This is a genomic window from Streptomyces sp. AC558_RSS880 (assembly GCF_019049255.1).
Classification (GTDB): Bacteria; Actinomycetota; Actinomycetes; order Streptomycetales; family Streptomycetaceae; genus Streptomyces.
Window position 1 is genome coordinate 71,052 of record NZ_JAGMUJ010000059.1, and the last position, 21,215, is coordinate 92,266.

The window sequence follows — 21,215 nt, forward strand, 5'->3', positions numbered from 1 at the left end:
GGGCTCACTTCTTGGGCATCTGCTGCTGCGCCTTGGTGAGCGCGGCCTTCACCGAGTCGGTGGTCACCTCGCGTCCGGCGGCGGCGTCGGCGAACAGTTCCTTGACGGCCGTGCCGACGGCGGTCTCGAACTGGGACTCGTCGGGCACCTGCGGCAGGGCGACGGCGCTCTTGGCGAGGGTGTCCTTCAGGACGGCGTTGGCCGGGGAGTTGAAGGCCGCGTCCTCCTGGGCGGTCTTGACCGGCGGGATGGAGCTGTACGCCGTGTTGAGGATCTTCTGCTCGGCGTCGCTGGTCATGAACTTCACGAACTTCGTGGCGCCGTCGAGGTTGTCGGTGTTCTTGAAGACGGCGAGGTTGATGCCCGCGACCATCGAGTTGACCTGCTTGCCCGCGCCGGGGGTGCCGGACTGCACGGGCACCGGGGCGATGCCGTAGGCGTCCTCGCTCATGCCCTGGGAGGTGAGGTTGGCGGAGGCGGACTGCCACAGCAGCATGCCCGTCCTGCCCTTGGCGAAGTCGCTGACCGACTGGTTCTGGGCGTACTCGGCGTTGCCCGGGGCGATGACCTTGTCCTTGGCCATGAGGTCGACGTACTGCTTGACCGCGGCGACCGCTCCGTCGTTGGTGAAGTCGGCCTCGCCGTCGGCGGTGAAGAAGTCGGCGCCGTGCTGCTTGGCGAAGACGAAGGCGTGGTGGATGTTCTCGGAGGGGTTCGAACCCTCCATGCCCAGGCCCCACTTGCCGTCCCCGGACAGCTTCTTTCCGGCGGCGACCAGCTCGTCCCAGGTGGCCGGCGGGCCGTCGATGCCGGCGTCGGCGAACATCTGCTTGTTGTAGTAGAGGGCGTACGCCATCGAGTACAGCGGGACGGCGGCCGGGTCCTGGCCCTCGACGCCGGTGGAGCCGAGCGCGGAGTCGACGAAGCGGTCCCTGCCGCCGATCTTGTCGAAGTTCTTCGCGTCCCACGGCAGCAGGGCGCCCGTCGCCTGGAGCGAGGCGGACCAGGTGTTGCCGATGTTCAGGACGTCCGGGCCCTGGCCGGAGGTGGTCGCGGTGAGGATCCGGTTGAGCAGGTCGGACCAGGGCACGACCTCCAGCTTGACCTTGATGCCGGTCTGCTTCTCGAACTTGTCGAGCTCGGGCTGGAGGACCTTCTTGTCGACCTCGATGCTGGCGCCCTGGTTGGAGGCCCAGTAAGTCAGTTCCTTCGGCGAGTCGTTGGACCCGCCACCGGTGCTGGATCCGCCTCCGCAGGCCGAGGCGGCGAGTGCGAGAGACAGGATGACGGCGCCTGTGGCCGCGGCTCGGATACTGCGCATGGCTCCTGATGTCCCTTTCCGGGGTGCATGAGGCGTCCTCCGCACGAAGACACCGCCTCACGGCTTAATTTAGGACGTGAGTTAAACCCTCCGGAGGCGGCACGTCAAGGGTTTGGACGGACTCATCCCACTCTCGCCGGACCCCTTGACTCATCTGTTCCACGGATGAACCATTCAGCGTCGAGAGAGCGCTCCCAGCACCCCACGCCGTTCATTTCCTGAACCAGGAGAGCCAGCCACATGACGTCCGACTCCCCGTCGTCCTCCCGGCCGCCGGCCATCGGCCGCCGCACCGTCCTCGGCGCCGCGGCCGCCGCCCCCGTCCTGGCCGGACTGCCCTCGGCGGCCTCCGCCGTACCCGCGGCGGGACGCAAGAAGCCGCGCCGACTGAAGGGCGGCGGCGACCTCGGCCCCAACGTGATCGTCTTCGACCCGTCCACGCCGGGCATCCAGGCCAGGCTCGACGAGGTGTTCGCCCGGCAGGAGTCGGCGCAGTTCGGCACCGGCCGCTACCAACTGCTGTTCAAGCCGGGCACGTACCACGGGCTCAACGCCCAGCTCGGCTTCTACACCTCCGTCTCCGGGCTCGGCCTCTCCCCCGACGACACCACCATCAACGGCGACGTGACGGTCGACGCCGGCTGGTTCGACGGCAACGCCACGCAGAACTTCTGGCGTTCGGCGGAGAACCTGGCGCTCGTCCCGGTCACCGGCACCAACCGGTGGGCGGTCGCGCAGGCGGCCCCGTTCCGCCGGATGCACGTACGCGGCGGCCTCGACCTCGCCCCGTCCGGCTACGGCTGGGCGAGCGGCGGCTACATCGCCGACAGCCGCGTCGACGGCACCGTCGGACCGTACTCGCAGCAGCAGTGGTACACCCGGGACAGCTCGGTCGGCGGCTGGACCAACGCCGTCTGGAACATGGTGTTCTCGGGTGTCGAGGGCGCCCCCGCACAGAGCTTCCCGGACCCGCCGTACACCACGCTCGCCACGACGCCGATCTCCCGCGAGAAGCCCTTCCTGTACCTCGACGGCGACCGGTACCGCGTCTTCCTGCCCGCGCTGCGGAGGAACGCCCGCGGCGTCACCTGGGGCAACGGCACCCCGCGCGGCACCTCCCTGCCGCTGGACCGCTTCTACGTCGCCGCGCCGGGCGACTCGGCGGCCACCCTCAACCAGGCGCTCGACCAGGGCCTCAACCTGCTGCTCACGCCCGGCATCTACCACGTCGACCGGCCGGTCCGGGTGAACCGCCCCGGCACGGTCGTCCTGGGCCTCGGCTACGCCACCCTGATCCCCGACAACGGCGTCACCGCCCTGAAGGTCGCCGACGTCGACGGCGTACGCCTCGCGGGCTTCCTGATCGACGCCGGGCCGGTCGACTCGCCCGTCCTGCTGGAGGTCGGCCCGAACGGCGCCTCCCGGGACCACTCCCGCGACCCGATCACCGTGCAGGACGTCTTCATCCGGATCGGCGGCGCGGGGCCCGGCAGGGCGACCACCAGCATGGTGGTCAACGCCCGGCACACCATCGTCGACCACACCTGGGTCTGGCGCGCCGACCACGGCGACGGCGTCGGCTGGGAGACCAACCGCTGCGACTACGGCGTCGTCGTCAACGGCCACGACGTCCTCGCCACCGGCCTGTTCGTCGAGCACTTCAACAAGTACGACGTGCAGTGGAACGGCGAACGCGGCCGCACGATCTTCTTCCAGAACGAGAAGGCGTACGACGCCCCCGACCAGGCCTCGATCCAGAACGGCTCGGTCAAGGGCTACGCGGCCTACAAGGTCGGCGACCGGGTCACCACCCACGAGGGCTGGGGCATGGGCAGCTACTGCTACTACAACGTGAACCCGGGCATCGTCCAGCACCACGGCTTCGCCGCCCCGGACCGTCCGGGCGTGCGCTTCCACGACCTGCTGGTCGTCTCGCTGAGCGGGCACGGGCAGTACGAGTGCGTCATCAACGACACCGGGGCTCCGACGTCGGGCACCACCACCGTGCCGTCCACGGTGGTGTCGTACCCCTGAGCCCGCCGCCCGGGGCACGCCCGTGACCGACGCCGACGGTCGGGGTGTGCCCGTACGGCGGTGGTGGCGGCCCCTCCCGGCTTCAGTTCGCGGGAGGGGCCGCCGTTCACGCCTTACCGCGCGGGCGCGGGGGCCGGTGCGGGGGCGTAGCCGGTGGGCCGGGTGGTGAAGGTGCCGCGGCCCTGGGTGCGGCTGCGCAACCGCGTGGCGTAGCCGAACAGTTCGGCCAGCGGCACGGTCGCGGTGACGACCGTGGCGCCCGCCCGGACGACCGAACCGGTGACCCGGCCGCGGCGGGCGGCCAGATCGCCGAGCACCCCGCCCACCGCGTCCTCGGGCACGGTGACCGTGACCTCGACGACCGGCTCCAGCAGGACCATCGCGCAGGCCCGCAGGGCGTCTCGCAGCCCGAACCGGCCGGCGGTGCGGAACGCGGTGTCCGAGGAGTCCTTCACATGGGTCGACCCGTCGGTGAGCGTGACGCGGAGCCCGGTCACCGGGTGACCGCCCAGCGGCCCCTCGGCCAGGGCGTCCCGGCAGCCGGCCTCGACCGCACGGACGTACTCCTGCGGCACCCGCCCGCCGATGACCGCCGAACGGAACTCGAAGCCGGACTCCGGGGAGTCCAGTGGTTCCACGTCGAGGACCACATGGGCGAACTGGCCCGCCCCGCCGTCCTGTTTGACGTGCCGGAACACGAACCCGGACACGCCGCGGCCGACGGTCTCCCGGTGACTCACCCGGGGACGGCCCACGTTGACGCCCAGCCCCTGCTCACGCCGGATCTTCTCCACCGCGACCTCCAGGTGCAGCTCGCCCATGCCGGACAGCACCGTCTGACCGGTCTCCGGGTCGGTGCGCACGACCAGCGAGGGGTCCTCCTCGGCGAGCCGTGCGAGCGCCGACGCCAGGCGCCCGGTGTCCGTGCCCTTCAGCGCCTCGACGGCCACGGAGACGACCGGCTCGGCGACCCCCGGGGGCTCCAGGACCAGCGGGGCGTCCGGCGCGCACAGCGTGGAGCCCGCGCGGGCGGACTTCAGTCCGACCACGGCGACGATGTCCCCGGCGACGGCCCGGTCCAGCTGCGCGTGCCGGTCGGCCCGGACGCGCAGGATGCGCCCGATGCGCTCGGAGCGGCGCGCGGTGGCGTCCCACACCGTGTCTCCCTTCTCGATCGTTCCCGAGTACACCCGCAGGTAGGTCAGCCGCCCGGTGGCGGTGGCGTTCACCTTGAACGCGAGGGCGGCCAGCGGTGCCGCCGGGTCGGCGGCCCGCTGCTGTCCGGTGCCGTCGCCCGCGTGCGTACCGCGTACCGGCGGCACGTCGAGGGGCGACGGCAGGTAGGCGAGTACGGCGTCCAGCAGCGGTTCGACGCCGCGGTTGCGGTAGGCGGAGCCGCACAGCACGACGACGGCGTCACCGCTGCGGGTCAGGTCCCGCAGGGCGGCGGCGAGCGTGCCGGTGCTGAGCGCGCCCGTGTCGCAGAACTCCTCCAGCGCGCCCGGATGCAGTTCGGCGACGGCCTCCTCCAGCAGCCGGCGCCGTCCGTCCGCCTCCTCCCGCAGCTCGTCCGGCACCGGTGCCGGGTCGCGGGCCTCGCCCTCGTCGTTCCAGGTCAGGGCGCGCATGCGCAGCAGGTCGACGACGCCGGTGAAGGTGTCCTCCGCGCCGATCGGCAGCTGCACCGCCAGGGGTGCGGGGTGCAGCCGCTCCCGGACGGAGGCGACGGCGGCGTCCAGGTCGGCGCCGGCCCGGTCCATCTTGTTGACGAACGCGATCCGCGGCACACCGTGCCGGTCCGCCTGCCGCCACACCGACTCGCTCTGCGGCTCCACACCGGCGACCGCGTCGAACACGGCGACCGCGCCGTCGAGGACGCGCAGGGCGCGCTCCACCTCGTCGGCGAAGTCGACGTGGCCCGGGGTGTCGATGAGGTTGATCCGGTGACCGTCCCAGGCGCAGCTGACGGCGGCGGCGAAGATGGTGATGCCCCGGTCCCGTTCCTGCGGGTCGAAGTCGGTGACGGTGGTCCCGTCGTGCACCTCACCACGCTTGTGCGTGGTGCCGGTGGCGAACAGGATCCGCTCGGTGACGGTGGTCTTGCCGGCGTCGACGTGGGCGAGGATGCCCAGGTTGCGGACGGTGGCGAGGGGGTTGGCTCTCATCGGGTCGCGCATGGCCCGTGGCCTTTCGGTTGCTCCGGGAAAGGGCGGCGCGATGTCCCTGACGCACGACGCCGTACGCCCCTGATGGTGCGTAGGGCGTCGAAGATCAGGCGTGCGTCACGGGTATCCGGTGCCGGGCGCGCAGCGGGCACCGGACGGACCGGGACACCAGGATCACCACGGACCGACGGGACCGGGAACGGGGAGCGGCAACGGTGGCGTGGTCGCGCACGGCCGGTCTCCCCTCACTGGTCATGGATGCGCGGCCCGAGGACGGGCGGCGTCTGCTCGGTGAGTGTAGGGAGGGAGGGGAGGGTCGGGCCACGCAATATCCGCGTCTCACATCTTGGTACGACGTTTCTGGCCAGTGAGATGTCTGAGATCGTTGCATGGCCCACACTGTTCGCGCGGCCTCCCGCGAGGTGGACGCGTGGCGCGGTGCGGGCCGCCGGTGTACGCCGCCGGTGACCGCTCCTCCCCGGAAAGACCGTGAAATGCCCGCACCAACCACCGGCCCGGCCCCCGTCAACTCTCGGTCCCGGGTCCTCATCGCGAGCCTCATCGGCACGACGATCGAGTTCTACGACTTCTACATCTACGCGACCGCCGCCGTCCTGGTCTTCCCCAAGCTCTTCTTCCCGAGCAGCGACCCGACGACGGCCCTGCTGTCGTCCTTCGCGGTGTTCGGCGCCGCGATGGTCGCCCGCCCGATCGGCGCCGTGGTCTTCGGACACCTCGGCGACCGGCTCGGCCGCAAGGGCACGCTGGTGGCCTCGCTCCTCACCATGGGCGTCGCCACCTTCCTCATCGGCGTGCTGCCCACCTACGCCCAGGCCGGCTGGGCCGCCACCGCCCTGCTGGTGCTGATGCGGCTCGCGCAGGGCTTCGCGCTCGGCGGCGAGTGGAGCGGCGCGGCCCTGGTCGCCACCGAGAACGCCCCGAAGGGCAAACGCGCCCTCTACGGCACGTTCCCGCAGCTGGGCGCCCCGCTCGGCTTCATCATCGGCAACGGGCTCTTCCTGATCATCGGCGCGCTGCTGCCGTCCGCGGCGGGCGCCGACCCGTCCCAGCCCTCGGACGCCTTCCTGAGCTGGGGCTGGCGCATCCCGTTCCTGTTCTCCGCCGTGATGGTCGCGATCGGCCTGTGGGTGCGGATGCGCCTGGTGGAGGCGCCGGTCTTCTCCCAGACCCGCGAGGCCGGGCTGGTGCGGAAGCTGCCGCTGGCCACCGTCTTCCGCAGCCACTGGAAGCAGCTGGTCCTCGGCACCTTCTTCATGCTGGCGACGTACGTGCTCTTCTACCTGATGACCACGTTCTCGCTGAGCTACGGCCGTACGCCCAAGGACGCCGCCGTGCCCGGCCTGGGGTACGGCTACACCACCTTCGTCCTGATGATGATCTTCGGGGTGCTGTTCTTCGCCGTGTTCACCCTGGTCTCCGGCCCGCTCGCCGACAAGTACGGCCGGCGCTCCACGCTGATCCTGGTCACCGCCGGGATCCTGGTCTTCGGGCTGGTGTGGGTGCCGCTGATCGGCATGGGCACGCTGGGCGTGGTGCTGTGGCTGGTGCTCGGCTTCACGCTGATGGGCATGACGTTCGGCCCGATGGGCGCGCTGCTGCCGGAGCTCTTCCCGACGAGCGTGCGCTACACGGGCTCCGGGATCTCCTACAACGTCAGCTCGATCCTCGGCGCGGCCGTCGCCCCGTTCATAGCGGTCGCCCTGTGGGAGGCCGGCGACGGCTCGCCGTGGCTGGTCGGCGTCTACCTCTCCTCGATGGCGCTGCTGACCCTGGTGGCGCTGCTGCTGGGCAAGGAGACGAAGGACGTGGGGCTCGACGAGGGCGAGGCCGTCGACACCTCCGGCCGGGACGAGAGCCCCGTCGCCGCGGCTGCTTCCTGAACCGTCCGGCGTCCGCACCGCGGCCCCCTTCCCCGTCCGGGGCGGAAGGGGGCCGCGGTGCGTCTTCGCGGGCGGCGGCATCGGCTGTGAGGACGCGCGGAAGAGGCTGGTCGGAGTCCCCCGTCACCACTCCCCGCGGCTCGCCGTCGACCGTCACCGCGGGGTCGGCCTCCACCGCGCGTACGGACATGTCGAGCGGTGCGGGGCCGTCCGCAGACGGTGTGGGTTCAGGCGGCGGCCGGGAGGGGGCCGGCACCGGAGCCGAGTGAGCGCAGGATCCGTGCCTCCTCCTTCCGTGCGGCGGAGGGAAGGATCCGGCCGGTGGCGCGGCGCAGGGCGAGGCGGGCGAAGGCGTCGGCGGTCTCGTTGAGGTCGTGTCCGACGTGGCCCTTCAGCCAGCGGACCTGGACGCGGTGGCGGTGGCGCACCAGGCGGGCCATCAGCTGCCGGCTCTCCGGGAAGAGGAGGGTTCGGTGGGCGGCCGCCGGGTCGGCGGAGCGCAGGGCCGCGTCGACCACGCCGACCGCCTCGGTGCTGTCGCACAGCAGGACCACGGGTGCGTCCTCGTGGTGTTCGAGGAGGCTGAGGGCGGCGGCGCAGATACCGATGACTTCGGCCTCACCGCTGCTGGAGGCCAGGGAGTCGCCGTGTCCGGTGGTCCCGTCCTCGGCGGCCCAGCCGTAGCCGCATAGTGCGGACTCGTCACCGACGGCGGCGTCGGCGACGGCCACGACGGCGGTGTCGGGGAGGTCGGCGAGCAGGGCGTAGCGGTCCACGTCGGCCGGGAGCGTCGCCGCCGGGTGTTCACCGTCACCGTCCTCGTCCGCGTCGGCGGGAGGGGCGTCGGCGAGGACGGCGGCGAGGGCGCGGTGACAGTGCGGGCAGCCCCCGGCCCGTTCGGGGCAGTCCGCCCGGTGCCTCGCGGTCAGTCCGCACACGCTGTGCCACCTCTCGGGCTCGGCGTCGGCGAAGCGCGCCAGGGCCGCGGCGCGGCACTGCGCGACGAGCTCCGCGAAGGGCCCCGTGGTGACGCAGTCCCGCATCCGGTCGTGGAGGTCCGTGGCCCGGAGCAGGGCTTCGCGGGAGCGGGCGGCGAGGACCGCGGTGTCCTGGTAGGCGTCGTCCAGGGCCTCGAGCCGGGTGCGCCGTGCGGGGAGGGGGCAGGCGAGCGCGTCCCGTTCGGCCCGGCCGATCGCGTAGCGGCCCCAGGCCAGCGCGGCGCGGGCGTGGCGGCTCCACCGTTCGGCCACCGCGTCGTGCGGGAGGTACGGGTTCTCCTCCTCCCGGGCGTCGCGCAGGAGGGCCTGCACGAAGGCGTCGTCGTCGCAGTCCCGCAGTTCACGTACCGGTGCCGGCGGTTCGCCGCCTGCGGCTTTCCGGTCCCAGGCCCACTGGCCGAGGTCGCTCTCCGGTGCCTGCGGTGTGCCGTCCGGCAGTCCCCTGTCGCGGAGTTCCCGCCGCAGGGCCTCGTCGAAGGCCGCCGCGAACGCCGTGCGCGCCACCCTCAGCTCCAGCGTGTCCACCGGCCGGGAGCGACCGGCGAGGTGACGGGCGCGCTGCTCCTTGTACCGGGCCTCCGCCTGCGACCGGGCCCGTCGCACCCTGCGCGCGTGTGCGCGCAGCCGTCGCAGTCGCTCGGGGAGCTGAGCCGAGAGTTCCGCGCGCCGGACGGCGCCGCGGGCGAGGACGTCGGCGTGGGCGAGGACGACGGTGACGGGACCGGTGAGCGAGGCGTGTTCCAGGGCCGCGGCGGTCTCCGGGGCGCAGATCCCGTTCATGCGGGCGAGGACGGCCTCCTGCAAGGCGGTGAAGTCGTCGGCGAGGCGACGGATCAGCTCGGTGTGCTCGGTGGTCGTCACGGTGGCCTTCCAGGTCGCGGGTGGTGGTGGGCGGGGCCGCACGGGACGGGCGGTCGGGGCCTGTGGGCGAGAGCCGTCACGTCGGAGAGCGCCGCTCACCCACGGAAGCAGTCACATGTAAGCACGACCATGAAAGCATTGTCCAACAGCCTGTGAGAGTTGACGCGTGCTGTAGGGTGTGACCACGTAGACCATCGGAGCCAGGACTCACCCATGCCGCAGCCACCCGCACCGTCCGCCCAGGTGACAGCCGCCGAGATCTCCCGCATCGCGGGCGTCACGCGCGCCACCGTCAGCAACTGGCGCCGTCGGCACGACGACTTCCCCGCGCCCTCGGGCGGCACGGACAGCAGCCCGCTGTACGACCTGGAGGAGGTCCGCGCCTGGCTCGCCTCACGCGGACAGCACACGGCGGCCACGCCCAGCGGGGAGCTGCGCACCACCCTGCGTCTTCGCGAGCGGGTCGGCGCCGGCGCGTCCGACCTGCTCCTGCTGGTCCTCGCGGCGGCCCGCCGCCCCGCCGACGACCTCACCGGTCTGCTCGCGCTGCCCGACGCCGACCTGGTGAAGCGGGCGAACGACGCGGCGGCCGGGGTCGCGGACGTGGTGCCGGACACGGAACCCGTCCGGTTCACCGCCTCCGACGCCACGGTCCTGCGCGCCCTGCTGCTCTGCGTCCGCGACGAGGGCGCGCAGACGGCGCTGGGCGTCCTGGCGGAGCGGGAACTGGAGGACAGCGCCGCCAGCGGCGCCTACCGCACCCCGGCCCCGCTCGCCGACCTGCTGGCCCGCCTGGTCCCGGGCCCCCCGGCCCGCGTCCTCGACCCCGCCTGCGGCAGCGGCACCCTGTTGACGGCCGCCGCCGCGCGCGGCGCGCGCGAGCTGTACGGGCAGGACAGCGTCCCCGTCCAGGCGCGGCGCACCGCGGTCGGCCTGACCCTGACGGCCGAGGAGGGCGCGGACGTCACCGTGCGCACGGGCGACAGCCTGCGCGCCGACGCCTTCCCCGACCTCACCGTCGACGCCGTGCTGTGCAACCCGCCCTACGGCGACCGGGACTGGGGCCACGACGAGCTGGCCTACGACTCGCGCTGGGCGTACGGTTTCCCGCCCCGCGCCGAGTCCGAACTGGCCTGGGTCCAGCACGCGCTGGCCCACCTCGAACCGGGCGGCCACGCCGTGCTGCTCCTCCCGCCGGCCACGGCGTCCCGCTCCTCCGGCCGTCGCGTCCGCGCCGAGCTGATCCGCAGCGGCGCGCTGCGGGCGGTGGCGGCCCTGCCGCCGGGGGCGGCGATCCCGCTCCACATCGGCCTGCAGGTGTGGGTGTTGCAACGCCCGGAGCCGACCCGGCCGGCCTACCAGACGGTGCTCTTCGTCGACACCGCGGGCGAGCCCACGGCTCCGGAGCGCGGCGGGAGCCGTGCCGGTGCGGTGGACTGGGCGCGGGTGACCGAGCAGATCGTCTCCGCGTGGACGGCGTACGCCGAGGACCCGGACGGCTTCGAGGCGCGGGCCGGTGTGGCGCGGGCGGTGGGCGTGGTCGACCTGCTCGACGAGGTCGTCGACGTGACCCCGGCCCGGCAGGTGCGTGCCTCGCAGGCGGACGTCGACCCGCGGGAACTGGCCCGCGAGGCCGCGGCGGCCCGCGAGGGGCTGGCGGCGGCGGCGCGGACGGTGGCCGAGCTGGCCGGCACGACGTCGTGGGACGCCGCGGGGACTTCGGCCCGCGAGTGGCGCACCGCCACCGTGTCGGACCTGGCCCGGGGCGGGGCGCTGAAGGTGCTGCGCGCGGTTCCGGTCTCGCCGCGGGCGATGGCCGCCGAGGCGGAGGACACGGAGGCGGGCGCCGGCGGCGGGGAACGCCGGCCGGTTGTGACGGGCGGCGACATCGCCGGCGGGACCGGGCCGACGGGGCGGGCCCTGGACGTACAGGCCGAGCAGATGCCGGAGATCGCCGCGGGTGACGTCCTGGTCCGCAACCTGGTCGGCGGCACCGGCCCCGTGGCCCGGGTCGCGGGCGAGGCGGAGGCCGGCGCCCTGCTCGGCGCGGGCGTCCATCTGTTCCGGCCGGACCCGGCGCGGCTGGACCCCTGGTTCCTCCTCGGTTTCCTGAGCTCCGAGACCAACCTGGCCGGCGCCTCGACCGGCAGCTCGACACGCCACCTCACCCCGGGGCGGCTGCGCGTACCGCTGCTGCCGCTGGAGGAACAGCGACGGTACGGGGAGGCGTTCCGGCACGTGCACGCGCTCCGGGCGGAGGCCCGGCGGGCGGCCCTGCTGGCGGAGGAGACGGCGCGGCTGCTGGCGGGCGGGCTGACCGGGGGGCAGCTGCTCCCGTCCCGGGACGCGATGTCGTAACCGGCGCACCGCCACCGGCCCGAACCCTCCGCGCGTTCCTCACCCATAGAGGTGGATATCTCCGTTCCGCAACCCCTGTCCCTGCCCCCTCCCCCATCCACTACCGTGTCCCCAGGCGCGCATCGCGGCTGATCGGACGCTCGCCAGGACCGAATGTCGAGGACACACGTGCAGATCACGCCCCTGAATCCCGAGGACCCGCCCTCGATGGGTGACTTCGAGCTCCTCGGCCGGATCGGCCAGGGCGGCATGGGCCAGGTCTTCCTGGGCGAGTCCCTCGGCGGTGAGCCCGCCGCGGTGAAGGTGATCAAACCGTCGGTCGTGGACTCCGAGTCCCGGCAGCGGTTCGCGCAGGAGATCGAGGTGCTCAAGACCATCTGGGGCCCCCGCATCGCGGCGTTCCTGGGAGCCGACGCGGAGGCGGAGCAGCCGTGGCTGGCCACCGAGTACGTGGACGGCCCGGACCTCGCGCGGCACGTCAAGACGCACGGGCCGCTGCCGTCCGTCCTGACCGCGGCGCTCGGCGCGGTCCTCGCGGAGGCGCTGTCGGCCGTGCACGCCCAGGGGCTGCTGCACCGCGACCTCAAGCCGGCCAACGTCCTGATGGGACCGAACGGCCCGAAGATCATCGACTTCGGTCTGGCCGCGTTCACCGAGTCGTCCGTCTCCCTCACCGCCCCCCACCAGGTCGTCGGCACCCCGATCTGCATGGCCCCGGAGCAGGCCGCCGGGGTGAAGCCGCTGACGGCGGCGGTGGACGTGTACGCGCTGGGGGCCCTGCTGCTCTTCGCCGTGACGGGGCACTACCCGCATGAGGCGGCCACCCCGTACATGGTGTTCCACCTGGTCACGGACCCCGGCACGGCACCGGACCTGTCCGGCGTGCCGGACGAGCTGGAGCCGCTGCTGACCGGCATGCTCGCCCAGGACGCCGCCGACCGGCCGTCGCTGACCGAGGTGGTGCAGCAGTGCCGCTCGGTGATCGAGGCCCAGGGCATGAAGATCACCCAGGCACGTCGCAGGCTCACCGCGCACACGGCGGGGCAGCGGCACAGGGAATCACCCTCCGACGGCATCCCCACCGTCGCCTGGCCCGCCCCCGCGAACGACGCCCCGGCCACGGAGATCGGCCCGGCCGAGCCGGAGACACCGGCCCCGGCCGATGCCCCGCCGGTCTCCCCCACCACCTTGGTCGAGACCGCCCCCGGCCCCGCCGCCCCTCCGGCCCACGACGACTCCCCCGGCCCCTCCGGCCCTCGGGTCCCCGGCTCCCCCGGCGTCGTACCCACCACCCCGCGGGACCGTCCCGACGGGTCCCGGCGCGAACAGCCGGCGCCGGGCCGCCCGCCCGCGGATCCCCAGCGGCCGAAGGGGGCGACGCACACGTTGCGCCACTCCGTACAGGCCCGCAGGACGGCGGAGCGGCTGCGTACCGCGTACGCGGCGAAGGCCCCGTTCTGACACCGGCGGCCGGTCGGCCGGGCCTCACGCCCGCTCCCCCGGCCCCACGTCCCGCCGGTCCGGCCGTGCCCCACCACCGGTCGCCCGCCCCGCCCCACGTCCACCCCATCGACATGACCGCCCAGGAGGCCCCCGCGTGACCGCCGACTTGAGCACCGCTCCCGCGACGAGCGGTGAGGACGCCCAGTACCCGCCGGGCGCCCAGATCCTCGTACGGGACGAGGTGTGGCTGGTGCGCAACGCCACGCGGACCGAGCACGACGGGGCCAGGATCGAGGCGGTGGGCGCGTCGGACTTCGTGCGCGACCAGGAGGCGGTGTTCTTCGACAAGCTCGACCGGATCGAACTGCTCGACCCGAAGCTGACCCGCCTGGTGCGGGACGACTCGCCGAACTTCCGCCGCTCCCGCCTGTTCCTGGAGGCGGTGCTGCGCAAGACGCCGCTGCCGCAGGCCGAGCGCGGCCTGGCGCTCGCGGACTCCTTCCTCCTGGACGCCCTCCCCTACCAGCAGCGCCCCGCCCAGCTCGCCCTGTCGGGCCGTAACCTGCGCCCGCGCCTGCTCATCGCGGACGTCGTCGGTCTCGGCAAGACGCTGGAGATCGGTCTCACGCTGGCCGAGCTGATCCGCCGGGGCCGGGGCGAGCGCATCCTCGTCGTCACCCCGCAGCACGTGCTCGAGCAGTTCCAGCACGAACTGTGGACGCGGTTCGCGATCCCGCTGGTGCGGCTGGACTCGGTGGGCATCGAGCGGATCCAGCGGGAGATCCCGGCGGGCCGCAACCCGTTCACGTACTTCAAGCGGGTCATCGTCTCCATCGACACCCTGAAGAACACCGACCAGTACAAGCACCACCTGGAGCGCATCAACTGGGACGCGGTCGTCATCGACGAGTCGCACAACCTGATCAACAAGGGCTCCCTGCGCAACCAACTGGCCCGCACCCTGGCCCCGCACACGGACGCCCTGCTGCTGGCCTCGGCGACCCCGCACAACGGTGACGCCCGCTCCTTCGCCGAGCTGATCTCCCTGCTCGACCCGGCCGCGATCCGCGATCCGGAGCACTACCGCGCCGACGACATCAAGCACCTGTTCATCCGGCGTACGAAGGTCAGCCCCGAGGTGCGGGAGCAGATGAAGGGGCAGTGGGCGGACCGGGGCCCGTCGCGTTCGGTCCGGGTGACGGCGACTCCGGCCGAGGAGAAGATCTTCGAGGAGCTGGCGGCGGTCTGGTTGCCGTCCGACGGGTCGAAGTCGGTCAGCGACGTCCCGCTGTTCCCGTACACGCTGCTGAAGTCGTTCCTCTCCTCCCATACGGCGCTGAAGGCCACGGTCACCACGCGCATCAAGACGCTGGAGAAGAAGGACGATCCGGAGGCGACGGCCGCCGAGCGCGCGGCCCTGCACCGGCTCCTGGAGCTGGCGTCGGGCATGACGGAGGCGGACTCGGGCAAGTTCGGGGCCCTCCTCGATCAGCTGCGGGAGATCGGGGTCGGGCCGAAGTCCGACACCCGGGTCGTGGTGTTCTCCGAGCGGGTGCAGACCCTGGAGTGGCTGGCGCGGACCGTACCGGCGGCCCTCGGCTTCAAGGGGAAGGCCGCCGAGCAGGCCGCCCGGGTCATGCACGGCGGCCTGTCCGACGAGCAGCAGATGCAGTGCGTGGAGGACTTCGGCCTCGCGGACACGCCGGTACGCATCCTGTTCACCGGTGACGTCGCCTCCGAGGGCGTCAACCTGCACCGCCAGTGCCACCAGCTCGTCCACTACGACGTGCCCTGGTCGCTGATCCGCATCGAGCAGCGCAACGGCCGCATCGACCGCTACGGGCAGCCGCACCAGCCGCAGTTCCGCGCGCTGATCCTCACCAGTGCGGTGGACGGCGCCAAGGACGACACGCTCGTCTCCGAGCGCCTGCTGGAGCGGGAGGCCGAGGCGCACCGGTCGCTGGGCACGGCGGAGGCGGTGTCCGGCCTGTACCGGGCGGAGGCCGAGGAGAAGTCCCTCATCCAGGATCTGCTGCGGGGCCGTGGCGTGGACGAGTCCCTGGACGCCGACCGCGGCTCCGGTACCGGTGACGACGACGGCGTGGACGACTTCCTCGCCGACTTCTTCGGCGCCGTGAACGACGAGCCGGAGGAGGACGACGGCGCCTTCGCCGCGGACGGCGGCGACGGCGGCGGGGCGGTGCCCAGGGCGGACGTGCCCCGGCTGTTCGGCTCCACGCGCGAGTTCCTCGACGAGGCGCTGCGCGAGGTCTACCCGGACGCCCACGACCGCCTCGACCTGTCCGCCGACCCCGAGACCGGGCTGCTCTCCTTCGTCCCGCCCTCCGACCTGGTCCACCGGCTCAAGGCGCTGCCTCCGGAGTACGTCCGCGAGCAGGGCCTGCGCGACCGGCTGAAGGTCACCTTCAACCGGCGGCTCGCCGACGGCAGCCTGGCGCGCGCCCGCGCCTCGGCGACGTCGAGCTGGCCCGACATCTCCCTGCTGACCGATCTGCACCCGGTCATGGAGTGGCTCACGGACAAGGTCCTGGTGCGCCTGGACCGGCAGGAGGCGCCGGTCCTGACAGCCGACGTGTCCCGGCCCACGTACCTCGTCCAGGGCATCTACTCCAACGCGCTCGGCCGCCCGACCGTCGTCAAGTGGATGGCGGTCACCGAGGACGGCGAGGTCGACGACGACATGGTCGCGGTGCTGCGCCGCGCCCAGGTCGGCCCGACGATGGCGAACCCCGGCCTCGCCCATGACACCGCCCGCCTCGCCGAGGCGATCCCCGGCGTCCTGGACACCGCGGAGGCGTTCCTGGAGCAGCACCGCGAGGCGTGGGACGAGCCGCTGCGGGCGCCCATCGAGGAGTACAAGGCCCGCTTGGGCGCGTGGGAGCAGCCGACGCTGACGGCGGGCGGCGGTTCCGCGCCCACCGCGACGCGCGACCGTCTCGCCTCGCTCGCGGACTCCCTCCTCACCACCGGCCGCCCGATGCTCCGCGTCCTCGCCGTCCTCGCCCCGGCCCACGCCGCCGCCTGACCGATCACCCAGAGGTTCCTCACGATGACGTTCGACTCCCTGGTCAACCGCGGCGACTACTTCTCCGCGCACTACCTCGCCGAGGTCCTCCCCAAGGACCTCAAGTCCGGCCTGCTCGCCGAGTGGAAGCAGCGCGAGGAGGACGCCGCCGGCGCCGAGCGGCCCGAGGGCGCGCTGCCGGTCACCCCGCGCGCGGGCCTGCGGGCGCTGCGCCGTACCTACTTCGCCTCTCGGTCGTACTTCACGATGGACGAGGAGCGGGCGGCGACCGGCGACGACGCCGTGACGTACGACGCCCCCGAGTGGCGCGACCGTGTGCGCGCGCTCAACGCGGAGGTGCTGCGCGCTCTTGGCTTCGACGCCAAGCCGGGCACCCTCACCGTCGTCCGCGCCGACCAGTCGTACGAGGTGACGGTCGCGCACGCGGAGAAGGATCTCGTCGCGCTGAACTGCGGCTGGTCGGCGGAGCCCGATGACGCGCTGGACCCGGACGGCGCGGGGCGGCTGCTGGACGAGCTGCGCCTGGACGGTCAGCACACCGTCGTGACTGGTTCCAAGCTCGCCTCGTTCCTGTTCGCGTGTGAGGACGCGCCGCGCTATGTGCTGCTGCTCGTCGGTGGTGTCGTGGTGCTCGCGGACCGGGCGGCGTGGGGTGAGGGCCGGTACCTCGCGGTGTCGCTGGACACGGCACTGGAGCGCAACGACACCAAGGCGGGCGGCGAACTCGACACGGTGGCCGCGCTGTTCGGCGCGGACTCGCTGCGGACGCCGGAGGAGGGCGGGGAGAACCCCCTCGCCACGCTCGTCGACAAGTCGACGAAGCACGCGGTGGGCGTCTCCAGCGAGCTGCGCGATGGGCTGCGGCTGAGCGTCGAGCTGATCGCCAACGAGGTCCTTGACCGGCTGCGCGAGGGCGGTGTCCGTCCGGAGGAGGTCAAGGAACTCCCCGAGCTGGGGCGCCAGTTGACGCGTGAGTCGTTGCGCTACCTGTACCGGATCCTGTTCCTGCTGTACGCGGAGGCCCGCCCGGAGCTGGGCATCCTGCCGTCGGACTACCCCGAGTACCAGATGGGGTACGGGCTGGGCCGGTTGGGCGAGTTGATCGCCGAGCGGGACCTCGTCGACGAGAAGTCCCGCAAGGGCTTCTACCTGTACGAGTCGCTGGACCTGCTGTTCAGCAAGGTGCAGGAGGGCTACCGGCCGCGTCGGACGCATGGCGTGGTGGACGCGAAGGCGTCGGAGGACGTGGGGCTGCGGTTCGAGCCGCTGCACTCCAAGCTGTTCGAGCCGGAGGCGATCCGGCTGATCGGCGCGCGTGCGGTCCCCGACCCGCGTGTCGAGGGTGAGGCCGAGGGCAGGGAGCGGTTCATCGACACCCGGCTGCGCAACGAGACGCTGTACCGGGTGCTGCGGTTGCTGATGCTCACGCGCGGCAAGAAGCGGGAGCGCGGTGGCTTCATCTCCTACGCGCAGTTGGGGATCAACCAGCTCGGCGCCGTGTACGAGGGTCTGATGTCGTACTCGGGCTTCGTCGCGGGCGAGGAGCTGTACGAGGTCGCGAAGAACGGTGACCCGAAGGACGGCTCGTGGCTCGTTCCGGCGACGAAGGCCGACGAGTACCCGGATGAGGTGTTCGTCCGGCAGAAGGACGAGGACACGGGTGAGGAGCGGCGGGTCCGGTATGCGCCGGGGGCGTTCGTGTACCGCCTGTCGGGGCGTGACCGGCAGACGTCGGCGTCGTACTACACGCCGGAGTCGCTGACTCGGGTGACCGTGCAGTTGGCGTTGCAGCACCGGCTGGACCAGGACGACACGGTGACCGAGGCGCGCGAGCTGCTGGAGTGGAAGATCTGCGAGCCGGCGCTCGGCTCGGGCGCGTTCCTCAACGAGGCGATCAACCAGGTCGCGGCGGAGTACCTGCGGCGGCGGCAGGACGAGCTGGGCGTCGCCATCGACACGGAGAAGTACGCGGTCGAGCTCCAGAAGGCCAAGGCGTACATCGCGCTGCACAACTCCTACGGCGTGGACCTCAACAACACGGCGGTGGAGCTGGCGGAGGTGTCGTTGTGGCTCAACACGATGCATCCGGGGATGGAGGCGCCGTGGTTCGGGCTGCACCTGCGGCGCGGCAACTCACTGATCGGCGGGCGTCGGGAGGTGTACTCGGCCGAGCGTCTGAAGAAGGGCGGCTGGCTGGGGACCACTCCGGAACGTTTCCCGTTGTCGGAGGCGGTGGCGGGGGCGACGCTGCCTGAAGGGGCCGTGCATCACTTCCTGCTTCCGGCGAAGGAGTGGGGCGCGGTCGCCGCTGAGAAGGAGGCCAAGGCGCTGGCTCCGGCGGAGGCGAAGGTGCTGGGTGCTTGGCGGAAGGCGATCACCAAGTCGCCCAATGCCACGCAGGCGAAGCGGCTTCAAGGGCTGGCGCGGCGAGCGGAGTACCTGTGGGGGCTGGTCGTGCGCCGGCTGGAGATCTCCGAGCGGGAGATCTCGCGGCGGGTGGACGTGTGGGGCGCGGAGGACGGCTGGCTGTGGTCGCCTGAGGTCGCGGTGCCGAGGGAGAAGGTCAAGGCGGACCTGGAGGCGGTCGACACTCCGTACTGGCGCCTGAAGACGCTGATGGACGCGTGGTGCGCACTGTGGTTCTGGCCGGTCCAGGAGGCTGCACTGCTGGACGGGTCGCATGAGGCGTACGTGCGGGCGGCGGAGGTTGCTTCGCAGTCGGCGGGGTGGACCGTGTCAGCGGCCCCGGCCCCGGTCCCTGGTCAGGCGGGTGCGCCCGAGCGGGAGACGTACGAGTCGGAGGACCTGTTCGGCGACGTCCAGGTCGTCGAGGTCAAGTCGAAGGCCACGCGGGGCGGCAGCCGCAAGGAGCAGATCCGGGGCGAGCGCCGTCCGGTGATCGCCCTGGCCTCGCTGGACGACTGGCTGGACTTCGCCGAGTCGCTGCTGGGCACGCAGGATGTGGCTGCGGATTCGCTGGTGGCCCAGTTCGACACGCTGGATGAACTGGAGCGGTACGAGGACGAGTTGCCCGAGTGGATGGGCATGGAGCGGTTCACTTCGCTGGAGTCGCGGTATCCGTGGGCGGGGGCTGCTCGGGATGTGGCTGAGCGGCAGGGGTTCTTTCACTGGGAATTGGAGTTCGGGCAGGTCTTCGGCATCCGGGGCGGGTTTGATCTGCAGGTGGGTAATCCGCCCTGGGTGCGGCCGAGGTGGCAGGAAGGCACGGTTCTGGCCGAGCTGGACCCTTGGTTCAGTCTCACAGAGAAACCAAGCACCGAGGAATGGAAACTCCGCAAGGCTGAGGCACTGGGCACCTCCTCACGCTCGTCCACTTTCTTCCTGAACGAACTCTCGGAAAACGTCGGCATGCTTGCCACGCTTGGCGGGACATCCACGTATCCGCTACTAGTTGGAACGCAAGCAGATCTGTATCGAGCATTCATGTGCCGAGTTTGGAAGAATCTACAGACGCTGGGTACAGCGGGCCTCGTACATCCGGATACACACTTCGGAGGAGCAAAGGAAGGAAGGATCCGCGCAGTCGCATACAAACACCTGAGGGCGCACGCCGGATTTATCAACGGCAAGAATTGGGCCTTCCCTCACCCAGTGGGTCACACCACGGCTTTCGGCGTTCACGTATACGGGTCCCAAGGCTCCGTGAATTTCACTCACATCAGCCACCTATACGGCACCGAACCACTCGTGGGGTCATTGGATCACGACGGCACAGGTCCTTTGCCCGGCATCAAATATCGCGGAGAATGGGATCTTCGTCCACATCGCCGACGCCTGGTACATGTCAATCAAGAGCGCTTGAGTGAGTGGAACGCACTCACGAATTCTAAAAACACCAGCGCGACAGAGTGCGGCTTGCTCGCACCTCTCACCGATACCGAAGAAGATGCCATCTCCGCCCTCTCTCGATCTCCTCATCGCCTCGGTGAGTTCCATCCCAAGACCAGTCAGGGATACCACGAGACCAGCGGCAGCAAAGACGGATACATCCGGTGGGAAACACAAGCCACGCAGAGCCTAGGAGATGTCGTCCTCCAAGGGCCTCACATTGGCGTTGCCACACCGTTTGTGAAACAACCCAAAGAAAAATGCAAGAGCCACCTCGACTGGTCGACATACGACCTGACTCACCTGCCCCACGACTGGCTCCCCCGAACGAATTACATTCGCGCTTGCGATAGCGGACGATACTCTGCTGCGCAAGATCATTGGAATGACGTCTCATATACGAAGTACTTCCGCCTCGCTTGGCGCGAGATGATCCCGTTCGACACCGAACGAAGTCTCTTTGCGGCAATCATTCCACCAGGCCCAACTCATGTGAACGGCGTACATTCGTGTCACGTCGCCGACAATCGCACAACAGTCGTTGCTGCGGGTTTTTGGGCAGCTCTACCGCTCGACTACTTTCTACGCATCATTGGCCGTGGGCATCTGCAGAGCGGCGACATTTCAAGGATGCCGATGGGAAGCCCTGACCATCCGCTGGCTCACCCGCTCCTTGTTCGCACCCTACGCCTCAACACTCTCACCATGGCCTACGCGCCCCTTTGGGAGGAGCTGTTCCACCCTACCTGGTCGGGGTACGAGGGCTGGGCCAACCCTGACTGGCCAAACCTCGGGCCACTTGCCGCGCATCTCAAGCCGACCTGGAAATACAACACGCCTTTGCGCACGGAGTACGAACGCCGAGCCGCTCTCGTCGAACTCGACGCCCTCGTATCCGTCTGGATTGGCATCACAGCCGACCAACTCATCGCCATCTACAAATCCCGATACCCGGTTCTCTCCGACTACGAGTCCGAAACGTACTTCGACTCGAAGGGCCGCAAGATCGCCGCGAACCACAACACCTACGGTTACGGCCAGACCAAGCAGGACTACATCGACCTCATGGCCCACCTGAAAGATCCAGAGACCACCCCACCCCCGGTCGGCTACACCACTCCCTTCTACAAGGCAGACCGCGAGGCCGAGATGCGCGCAGCGCACGCGTACTTCCAAGCTCGCTTGGACAAAGAGATTGCCGCTGGCCGCTGGACTCCGCCCGGGACCCGTGAGGCCTGA

General features: G+C 71.3%; 9 protein-coding genes. 6 read left to right on the forward strand and 3 right to left on the reverse strand.

Annotation, left to right across the window (positions count from 1 at the left end; genetic code table 11):
- Positions 1-4: 4 nt before the first annotated feature.
- On the reverse strand, positions 5-1,321 hold the full coding sequence (locus KUM38_RS20525; protein WP_217130862.1) for a sugar ABC transporter substrate-binding protein: 1,317 nt from the start codon (positions 1,319-1,321) through the stop codon (positions 5-7).
- Positions 1,322-1,561: 240 nt separating this feature from the next.
- Here KUM38_RS20525 and KUM38_RS20530 point away from each other — a divergent pair, with 240 nt between their 5' ends.
- The gene (locus KUM38_RS20530) at positions 1,562-3,355 is read left to right on the forward strand and encodes a coagulation factor 5/8 type domain-containing protein (protein WP_217130863.1); all 1,794 of its coding nucleotides are present in this window, start codon (positions 1,562-1,564) and stop codon (positions 3,353-3,355) included.
- Positions 3,356-3,468: 113 nt separating this feature from the next.
- Here the strand turns inward: KUM38_RS20530 and fusA are convergent, their stop codons facing one another.
- Entirely contained in the window at positions 3,469-5,520 is a 2,052-nt protein-coding gene (fusA, locus tag KUM38_RS20535; protein WP_217130864.1) for an elongation factor G, read from the reverse strand.
- A gap of 494 nt (positions 5,521-6,014) precedes the next feature.
- Here fusA and KUM38_RS20540 point away from each other — a divergent pair, with 494 nt between their 5' ends.
- On the forward strand, positions 6,015-7,421 hold the full coding sequence (locus KUM38_RS20540) for an MFS transporter (protein WP_217130865.1): 1,407 nt from the start codon (positions 6,015-6,017) through the stop codon (positions 7,419-7,421).
- 227 nt (positions 7,422-7,648) lie between these two features.
- Here the strand turns inward: KUM38_RS20540 and KUM38_RS43305 are convergent, their stop codons facing one another.
- Positions 7,649-9,280 (reverse strand): RNase H family protein, encoded by a 1,632-nt coding sequence (locus tag KUM38_RS43305; RefSeq protein WP_217130866.1) that lies wholly within the window; start codon positions 9,278-9,280, stop codon positions 7,649-7,651.
- Positions 9,281-9,493: 213 nt separating this feature from the next.
- Here KUM38_RS43305 and KUM38_RS20550 point away from each other — a divergent pair, with 213 nt between their 5' ends.
- The 4 genes from KUM38_RS20550 to KUM38_RS20565 all read left to right on the forward strand — a co-directional run bounded on the left by KUM38_RS20550 (position 9,494) and on the right by KUM38_RS20565 (position 21,215).
- Complete coding sequence (locus KUM38_RS20550) at positions 9,494-11,638, forward strand: N-6 DNA methylase (RefSeq protein WP_254397494.1); 2,145 nt, start codon at positions 9,494-9,496, stop codon at positions 11,636-11,638.
- 168 nt (positions 11,639-11,806) lie between these two features.
- Positions 11,807-13,099, forward strand: a complete 1,293-nt coding sequence (locus KUM38_RS20555; protein WP_217130867.1) for a serine/threonine-protein kinase — start codon at positions 11,807-11,809, stop codon at positions 13,097-13,099.
- Positions 13,100-13,235: 136 nt separating this feature from the next.
- Positions 13,236-16,127, forward strand: a complete 2,892-nt coding sequence (locus KUM38_RS20560; protein WP_217130868.1) for a DEAD/DEAH box helicase — start codon at positions 13,236-13,238, stop codon at positions 16,125-16,127.
- Positions 16,128-16,151: 24 nt separating this feature from the next.
- On the forward strand, positions 16,152-21,215 hold the full coding sequence (locus KUM38_RS20565) for a class I SAM-dependent DNA methyltransferase (protein WP_217130869.1): 5,064 nt from the start codon (positions 16,152-16,154) through the stop codon (positions 21,213-21,215).

Bases quoted from the DNA above. Each gene is read 5' to 3' on its own strand.
- KUM38_RS20550 (WP_254397494.1), top strand. From the start codon at position 9,494: ATGCCGCAGCCACCCGCACCGTCCGCCCAGGTGACAGCCGCCGAGATC.
- fusA (WP_217130864.1), bottom strand. From the start codon at position 5,520: ATGAGAGCCAACCCCCTCGCCACCGTCCGCAACCTGGGCATCCTCGCC.
- KUM38_RS20525 (WP_217130862.1), bottom strand. From the start codon at position 1,321: ATGCGCAGTATCCGAGCCGCGGCCACAGGCGCCGTCATCCTGTCTCTC.
- KUM38_RS20530 (WP_217130863.1), top strand. From the start codon at position 1,562: ATGACGTCCGACTCCCCGTCGTCCTCCCGGCCGCCGGCCATCGGCCGC.
- KUM38_RS20565 (WP_217130869.1), top strand. From the start codon at position 16,152: ATGACGTTCGACTCCCTGGTCAACCGCGGCGACTACTTCTCCGCGCAC.
- KUM38_RS20540 (WP_217130865.1), top strand. From the start codon at position 6,015: ATGCCCGCACCAACCACCGGCCCGGCCCCCGTCAACTCTCGGTCCCGG.